The 7,433-nt window shown below is 33.9% G+C and carries 7 protein-coding genes; 5 read left to right on the forward strand and 2 right to left on the reverse strand.

Annotated features, from left to right (window positions below; genetic code table 11):
- The 3 genes from M0R38_12575 to M0R38_12585 all read left to right on the forward strand — a co-directional run.
- Positions 1-523, forward strand: a 523-nt coding sequence (locus M0R38_12575; GenBank protein MCK9482569.1) for a hypothetical protein, incomplete at its 5' end; no start/stop codon positions are given.
- 179 nt (positions 524-702) lie between these two features.
- Positions 703-1,446: an FRG domain-containing protein gene (locus tag M0R38_12580; protein MCK9482570.1), complete on the forward strand. Its 744-nt coding sequence runs from the start codon at positions 703-705 to the stop codon at positions 1,444-1,446.
- A gap of 15 nt (positions 1,447-1,461) precedes the next feature.
- Positions 1,462-2,502 (forward strand): beta family protein, encoded by a 1,041-nt coding sequence (locus M0R38_12585; GenBank protein MCK9482571.1) that lies wholly within the window; start codon positions 1,462-1,464, stop codon positions 2,500-2,502.
- 8 nt (positions 2,503-2,510) lie between these two features.
- On the opposite strand, the gene M0R38_12590 is transcribed toward M0R38_12585, so the two are convergent.
- The gene (locus M0R38_12590; GenBank protein MCK9482572.1) at positions 2,511-3,380 is read right to left on the reverse strand and encodes a sce7726 family protein; all 870 of its coding nucleotides are present in this window, start codon (positions 3,378-3,380) and stop codon (positions 2,511-2,513) included.
- A gap of 64 nt (positions 3,381-3,444) precedes the next feature.
- Between M0R38_12590 and M0R38_12595 the strand changes: the two genes are divergently transcribed.
- The gene (locus M0R38_12595) at positions 3,445-3,828 is read left to right on the forward strand and encodes a hypothetical protein (GenBank protein ID MCK9482573.1); all 384 of its coding nucleotides are present in this window, start codon (positions 3,445-3,447) and stop codon (positions 3,826-3,828) included.
- 414 nt (positions 3,829-4,242) lie between these two features.
- Here M0R38_12595 and M0R38_12600 read toward each other — a convergent pair whose 3' ends face one another.
- Positions 4,243-5,520 carry a DUF4143 domain-containing protein gene (locus M0R38_12600; GenBank protein MCK9482574.1) on the reverse strand — a complete coding sequence of 426 codons (1,278 nt, stop codon included), beginning with the start codon at positions 5,518-5,520 and terminating at the stop codon, positions 4,243-4,245.
- Positions 5,521-6,318: 798 nt separating this feature from the next.
- Here M0R38_12600 and M0R38_12605 point away from each other — a divergent pair.
- A partial coding sequence (locus M0R38_12605; GenBank protein MCK9482575.1) for a Fic family protein occupies positions 6,319-7,433 on the forward strand: 1,115 nt, incomplete at its 3' end.

Genomic DNA, 7,433 nt, shown 5'->3' on the forward strand with positions numbered 1-7,433 from the left:
TAGTGGAGTTTATTCCAATGTAGCTGAAAAAGTTATAAGGCATATGCAACAACAATTTCCTTTACTTTCTTATAGGGTTTGGGAGTTGTCTTGGCTTAATGAATTTTTCAATCACCAACTATCGCATAATTATATCTTTTTAGAAGTAGAGAAAGATGGAGTGGATTTTGTTTTCTCATCCCTAATAGACGAAATGCCAGGCCAAATACTACTAGAACCCAGTATTAAAGAGATAACACAATATGGCACTGATGATGGAATTATAATAAATCGTCTTATAACTGAAGCTCCAAAATCTGATGGAGAGTCTTATAAGGTGCCTTTAGAGAAACTGATAGTAGATATGTTTGCAAATAAGTACCTAAAGCTTTTTATTGGTGATTACCCTATAGCAATTGAAACAATGTTTAATAAGTATCACCTCAATCAAACTGGCATGTTGAGATATGCACGAAGAAGAAACAAAGAAGATGAACTAGTTAAGTTTATTCGAGACAACACAAAAATAAAGCTAACAGCTTAAAGTACTTTTTTTTCAGCTAACTACCAAATTACAAACTATTAGTTGATGCAATTAAAGAAAACAACGCATTAAATAAGTAACTACTTAAGATATTTTTAGAAAATTATAATTGATTAATTTTATTGAAAACCAGTTTTAGGTGGCTTAGTATTTTTATAGAGAGTAGGGTGGTAGTATAAATGAAAAATATTACAGTTTATAATTTTCAAGACTTTCATGAAATTGTCTCTAATTACTCTGAAGAAATGATTTTTAGAGGTGTGTCACGTAAATCTTACGAACTTGTTCCTAAAGTTGGACGCAAAAGATATTTTAGTAACTCAGAAGTTAAAAGTGGCTCAACCTCGCTAGATATATATGAACAAAAGTTAATGAGTGAATTTCAGAATATTGCTTTACCCTTTATTGATAATATTCCAAAATCTGAGTGGGAGTGGTGGGCTGTGGCCCAACATTATGGGCTTCCTACACGATTTTTGGATTGGACAAAAAACCCCCTTGTTGCTGCATATTTTGCAATCGAAGATTGTAATATGGAAGAGGACTGTGTTGTATATGCGAGTGCTAGGAAACAATTTGACGTAGATATTGATCTAGCTGACTACCTATCTCCGCTAGAAATTGGAGAAATTTTCTTATTTCATCCACCTCATATTGCCAAAAGGATAACGGCTCAAAGTGGCCTTTTTACGGTCCACAATAACCCAACCATACCTTTAGATAAGACAAAAATAACGCATTCAGATGATAGTAAAAAGAAGCAAGGGAGGAATTATAAAGTTGATAGAATTGTAATAGATAGGAATTTTAAAAAAGAATTTAAAAATATATTAAACTTATATGGATGGAATCAAGCTACAATATATCCAGGATTAGATGGGGTTACAGGATATCTAGATTGGTTGACTATTGATGCTGTTTAATAAAGGAGGATTAGGGTGTACGTTCCAATATTGAAAAATAGAATTATAGAGATGTCTATAGTAAAAGAATTATATGAAGTTGGTCTTAGTTCTAACACTATTCCTCTTATAGAGATTATTCAAAAGAGAACACGAAGTAATTCTAAAAAAACATATGTAGATGAGTTGAAGGATGTATTCTTAAACAAAAATAGTTCTTTTTTTCTTGACTTCCCAAAAATCCAAGTAACTACATCAACAACTAAATCTGTACAAGACTTTTTGACGAAAGTAAACAGGCAAAGTTCTTTTGTTAATGAACAATTTGAGCTATGCAAAAACATCAGGGGAATTATTCCAGTTTTATCTTATGTAGAAAGAGAATTAGTTAAAGTAGATGTGTTAAAAGATGATTTAAAAGTGCTTAACGATAATTTTAATAAAGTTGCCTTACGATTGACTCCAATACAACTAAATAACTTGAGTAAGAATTCTTTATTGGATATTAATGATTATGACTATATTTTATTAGATATTGGAGAAAGTAGTCATATAAACCCAGTTTTTAAAGATACTTACAAGCTACTAAAAGAATTAAAGCTTAGTAAATCAGTTAAAACTATTATCCTTAATTCGAATCGTCCTAAAAGTTTACTTAATAAAGATATCGTTGATAATAAACCTATTCAAGGAATTGATAATAGCTTGCTAGAAATGTATTTTCATGAAAGGTACGGTTTCGATGGATTTGGAGATTATGCCAGTATAACTAGCATTTTACCAACAACTGGAGGATCTATTAGTCCTGCTGGTATTTATTATTCATATAATAATAATTACTTTATAGGATTTAGAGGTAAGACACGATTATTGAGTGAGTTTAGTGAGCATATTGCTCCCTCAATTATTAAGTCACCTTATTGGAATGAATTTACCCCAGAGCACCATGAAAAATGTCCAGGCTGTCGTAAAATAAAAAATATTGCCGATGGAAAAGAGTCAGGAAGAAACCAAGGACTATGGAAGGGCATTACTATGAGTCACTATATCTACACTCTAGATGAAAAGAGTGTTTAATATATACTTTACTTAAAATAAACTAGATTGGGTTCAATAGGACTATTGAAAAAAGTTTGGACATCTATTGGTAAAATAGATGAGTAGTTTTCTACTATAAAGTCCCAATTATTCTTATATGCTTGTTTAGTCAAAGCCTTAAATTTAGTATTTATGGTTCTTGGTTTATATAAATCTTCAATTAGTTCGATTTTATCCTCTTTTCTTAGTGGGATATTTTTAATGTTCTTATTTTTAAGTATCGAATTAAGGGAATGCTGAGATAAATTATTTAATTGCGAATTAGAATTAAGCAAAGGAGATTTCCTTGGAGAGCGCTTTTTAGAAAAGGTTATTTTCTTAGATCCTTTATTGTGATTGTATACCCATATACCACAATAATCTGGCACTAAAGTCAAAACCTCATTTAAAAATACAGGAGCGATAACTAAAATAACATATTCATAAACTTGTGAATAATCATTGATTTGTTTTTCAATTCTATTTAATGAATCTAATTCTGTTTTAATCTCATAAGCGTATGATTTTCCATTAATTCGACCAATATCGACTCTGCTACTTAATATTGGCATTTCAAATAATATTGTGTCTTGGTCACTCTTTAGAAAATCGACCAATGCATGCTTAATCACCCTTTCAGAAGGATAGTATTTTAGTAAAACAAGGTTTATTAACTTGTTTGCAATAATCTGATTAGAATATTTATTAAATAAAGCTTCATGTTTGTGATTAAAAGCAATCTTAAGATGGTCCCATAAGATAGAATCTGTTGAAAATAGACTATAATTTTCATTAAGATACTTAGCAGCATCTACTATTTTAGCTAAAGAGGTTGTTTTCTCAATCTCTTCTAGCAATTGCTCTTCAACCAATTTCATAAAACCTATCCTAAACAAATAACTGCCTCTATTATAAAAAATATAAAATCAAAAATAAATAGTTTTGAGCATTAGTTTTGGTGTATGCGATTATTTACTTTACAAAACTTTACTTAAACTAATGGTGCAAAAGTATCTTGAAAATGGACTATCCGTCCCGTTTTGGAAATCAGATCCAAAATTGGGTGTTACAGTTACATTTTCTACCCCGGAAGTCATAAAGTTGTTGGAGCCTCTCAAGGGTGAAATGAGTCGTTTGGATTTACAAGAGGCAATCGGTCTTCGGGATGCAGAGCATTTTAGAAAATTTTATATAAACCCAGCACTTGAAATCAGAGTTATAGAAATGACGATTCCAAAAAAGCGCACAAGCAGTAAGCAAAGATACCGAATTAGCTCATTTGGTGAGCAAATATTGACCACCCTTAACAATTACGATGAAGGTTAATAAAAGATAAAGTGTTTTGTTAGTGTTTTTGTATGCAATTCTAGGCTAAAAGCTTATTGCAAAGATTCTTTGATATAATAAATCCTATATAAATCTTTTCCCGAAATTAAGATGCCTTGATTGTCATAGTAATCTTCAAAGTTTTACTGTAGGTTCACAGCCTATTGTTACTGTTATTATCAATAAAATTTTGAATGGAACAACCAAAACAACTACTTAACCACCTAAAGTTCTAAAGGCTCATTATGATACTTTGAGAGCAAAAAAACGTTGGAGATGAAAAAATGTACATTCATGCCACCTGTGGAATGCAAAACTAATATGTCTGAATCTGAGAAGCAATACTCTAATATTCCTCAGTACAATAGATTAGAAGAGAGATTGCAGATTAAAATCTATACCAATTATATTGAATCAATGCTTTAAGCATCCGATTGGCACGACCAACACACCATCATCACGTCTATAGGCAAACTCTGTTGCGGTAAGGATCATCAAAAACGAGGGTTCTTTCATCTTCTTTGTATCTACCTTAGCCTTAAGTTCTAGTAAATGTTCAGCTGCTTCCTCAATTTCCCTGGACCCTAGTTTTATTTCGATAGGAGCCCACCTTCCGTCGTTGAGGCACACTACTGTATCCGATTCTAGTCCACTTGCATCACGGTAGTGAAAGAGCTGTCCGTCAATGGCTTCTGCGTAGACTCTTAGATCTCTTGTGCAAAGGGACTCAAAGAGAAATCCAAAATATTGGAAATCTTCAAGTAACCTGGTAGGGGTAAGTCGCATCACTGCTGTTGCTATAGAGGGATCCACAAAATGTCGTTTCACTGAAGTCCTAATTGCTGTCTTGGAACGTAAAGCAGGGTTCCAAGCAGGAAGATTCTCTGTGACGAATATTCGATCCAGTGCTGTCAGATATTGACTGATTGTTTTTTCTGAAATTGTAGTATTTGCATCTCCTAGGGCAATATCATCTCGGATTGTTCTGATGGTAGCCATCGTTGATATGTTTCTGGAATAGGAGCGCATAAGAGCTCTTACTCGAGCAGGATTTTTCTCTATATCATCAACTCGGGAAATGTCGGCATTGATGATTGCTTCTACATAATCTACTGCATGGCGTAATGCGATGCTTTGGTCATTACCAATAGAGGCAGGCCATCCTCCTCTTACAATGGTAGAAGCTATATTTTCAATGGATAGTTGTGAAAACCCCTCAAGATTATCCTTTCCATCAAATAAAGATTTCAAAGAGATCATACCGTTTGACTCGAGAGACTCATACAAACTCATAGGACGCATCATCAGTCGAGAAATACGTCCAGTCCCAGTATGCTGTATTACATCATCCTTAGGCACTGCTGATCCTGTTAAAATAAACTGGCCTGGTTTTCCTCCCCTTTGGTCGACCATAAACCGCACAGCATCCCACAAAACGGGTGCACTTTGCCACTCATCAAGCAAGCGAGGAGTCTCTCCTTGTAAAAGTAGGGAAGGCTTTGTATCAGCTGCCATGAGGTACGAGGTAGACTTATCTGGATCTTGCATGAACAACTGGCTTTTAGAAGCTCTAGTTGAGGTTGCTGTTTTCCCACACCATTTTGGCCCTTCTACCAAAACAGCGCCACTTGAACGGAGTCTATCCTGCAAGAGTTGATCAGCAATACGCTTAAAATAGTTTTGAGTTTCCATGAATACTTCTCCTCTCCTTCTAATGTATTATAACTTGTACTTCCGATAATATCAACATTTTACTTCCGACAATATTGCTAAACCACTTCCGATAATATTATGTATTTACTTCTTGCTTTGTAGTAATCAAGAAAAGTTTGCACTCAATCAACGTAAAATATTCTCTTTAGAAGCAAAAAGGGAAAGAAAGGTGTGTATTGGTATTTATAGATAATCGAATTGGTAAAAATATAAGTGTTTTTCCTGATAAGTAATAAGAAGTAATAGGTTTTACAAAAACATGAAAAAATTTAATGATATTTGTTACAGGTCTGTGGCATGTAAGAATAATTGCTTCATAATTTATAAACATTATCCTTATACATCCCCATTTGCTAGCTTGATTCAGAATTACAATGGATTTGGGATGTGGAAACAGGTCTAAAAGTGCGTTGTAAACAAATCTCTTGATGGGACTCCTATTTATGAAAACCTTACTGATAAAGTTATTTATTTGTGCCCCTCTAAAACTAACAATATAGTTGTAGAGCTTTATTTTTTGTAAATTTTTGTTGTCGTTGCTTAGTCACAAATCTAAGAGAGATTGTTAAATGCAAAGAGAAAAATTAAATATACATCTATTTTTGAAATTACTAGTCTCTAAATAATCAAATATACAGGATTATAAGTGTTTTAGTTTGTTAACGGTGTCAAATAATAAAAATTACAGGATAGTAGTTATAAATATTAAGATTTGTTGACATGGCGGTGTTTTGTACTTATATTTACACCATAGTACCAATTTAGTGAGGTTTGACCATGGAAATACTTGTTTCTGATAATAGATTTGCTGGATATTCATATCTTATCGAAAAACTTGGAATAGTAAGTATTCCCAATTGGCATAGATCGACAGTTTCTTCTACTGGTACACATTTTTCAAAAATAGAGGATGGTTTTGTAGATGAGATGTTCAGAAACCAATATTGGCCTGGAGAGACGATTGGTGACCACCTAGAGTTTGCAATCAAATATGATGGGGTAAATCTAACCTTGCTGACACAAATTTTTGAGAAGATACCTGTTGAGGAACTCGTCAAATATATAACATCAAAACCCACTGGCAAGTATACTCGAAGGATCTGGTTTTTCTATGAGTTTTTATTAGGAAAGTACCTTCCAATTGATGATATGAACAGTGGCAATTATATTAATGCACTGGAAACTAATGAGTACTTCACCATTCAGAATGGAGAACGATCCACACGCCATCGGGTAGTGAACAACCTTCTCGGACCTCGATCCTTTTGCCCAATTGTTAGGAAGACAGAAAAGCTCTTAGAGTTGGATTCTGCAGCTATTCAAAATCGATGTGAAGAGATTGTTAAAGGTTATCCTCCACAGCTAATTCGCCGTTCTTTGAACTATCTATACAACAAAGAGACAAAATCTTCCTTTGAAATAGAAGGGGTGAGAAGTAATGCTTCTCGTACTGAAAAATTCATTGCAGCCTTGCAGCTTGCTAAGCAGGACGACTATTTAGAAAAAAGTAGGTTGATTGAACTACAGAATATGATTGTTGATCCACGCTTTGCTGATAGCGACTATCGCGCGAACCAGAATTACGTTGGGCAAACAGTAGCCTTTCAGAAGGAGCTTGTCCATTACATCTGCCCAAAACCTGAAGATCTGCCAAATCTGATGGAGGGCTTACTTGCTGCTCATAATAGAATGAAAACAGGTGGAGTTTCACCTATTATCCACGCTACAGTAATAGCCTATGGTTTTGTATTTTTGCACCCATTTGGCGATGGAAATGGTCGGATACATCGATTTTTAATCCATAATGTTCTCTCTTTGCGCCACATGGTGCCAAAAGGTCTCATGTTCCCTATATCAGCTGTTATGCTGAAGTATCCAGAAGATTACGATAA

Source organism: Bacteroidia bacterium (assembly GCA_023228875.1).
Lineage (GTDB): Bacteria > Bacteroidota > Bacteroidia > NS11-12g > UBA955 > JALOAG01.

Excerpts from the sequence above, each read along its gene's own strand:
- M0R38_12590 (MCK9482572.1), bottom strand. The coding sequence starts at position 3,380 with ATGAAATTGGTTGAAGAGCAATTGCTAGAAGAGATTGAGAAAACAACC.
- M0R38_12580 (MCK9482570.1), top strand. The coding sequence starts at position 703 with ATGAAAAATATTACAGTTTATAATTTTCAAGACTTTCATGAAATTGTC.
- M0R38_12600 (MCK9482574.1), bottom strand. The coding sequence starts at position 5,520 with ATGGAAACTCAAAACTATTTTAAGCGTATTGCTGATCAACTCTTGCAG.